The organism is Serratia sp. HNCC26DJ206, assembly GCF_057180605.1.
On the sequence record NZ_JBXUGP010000126.1, the window covers coordinates 1 to 725 of the forward strand.

The 725-nt window shown below is 63.0% G+C and carries 1 protein-coding gene; it reads left to right on the top strand.

All coding sequences use genetic code 11. From position 1 onward, the window contains the following. On the top strand, positions 1-725 hold a 725-nt coding region (locus AC2A1E_RS24240; RefSeq protein WP_484385881.1), incomplete at both ends, for an Ig-like domain-containing protein.

A 725-nucleotide genomic window follows, 5' to 3' on the forward strand; every position in this document is an offset into this window, starting at 1 on the left:
GGATGGCATCGTGACGGTGATCGACAACGGCAACGTGATCGGCAGCACCGTGATCGACGAGAACGGTAACTGGACGTTTACCCCGAGTGAACCGCTGGATAACGGCGAGCATAACCTGAGCACCACCGTGACCGATCCGGCCGGCAACGTAAGTGAGCCAAGCCCGGGTGTGAACATCGTGGTGGACGACATCAAGGTTCCGGTGAGCATCGGTTCAGTGCAGGATAACGTGGGCCCGATCACCGGCAATATCGCTGAAGGTAGCGTAACGGACGATAGCCGTCCGGAACTTATCGGCAGCGGCAAGCCGGGCAGCGTGGTGACCGTGAAAGACGGTGAGACCGTGCTGGGCACCACCACCGTGAACCCGGACGGCAACTGGAGCTTTACGCCAGAGACCGACCTGGGCGACGGCAACCACAGCCTGACCGTGACCGCGGAAGATGCGGCGGGTAACAGCGTGACCGCCCCGGCGTTTGAGCTGAAGGTGGACACCGAAGCACCAGCACAGCCAGTGATTGGCGGGGCGATTGACGACGTGGGTGACCTGCGCGGGCCATTGAGCAGCGGCAGCGTGACCGACGACGCCACCCCGACCTTCAACGGGTCGGCCGAGCCGGGCAGCGTTATCAAGGTGTACGACAACGGCAACCTGTTGGGCTCGGTCGTGACCGACAACAACGGTGCCTGGGCGTTTACCCCGACCACCCCACTGGTGGAAGGTG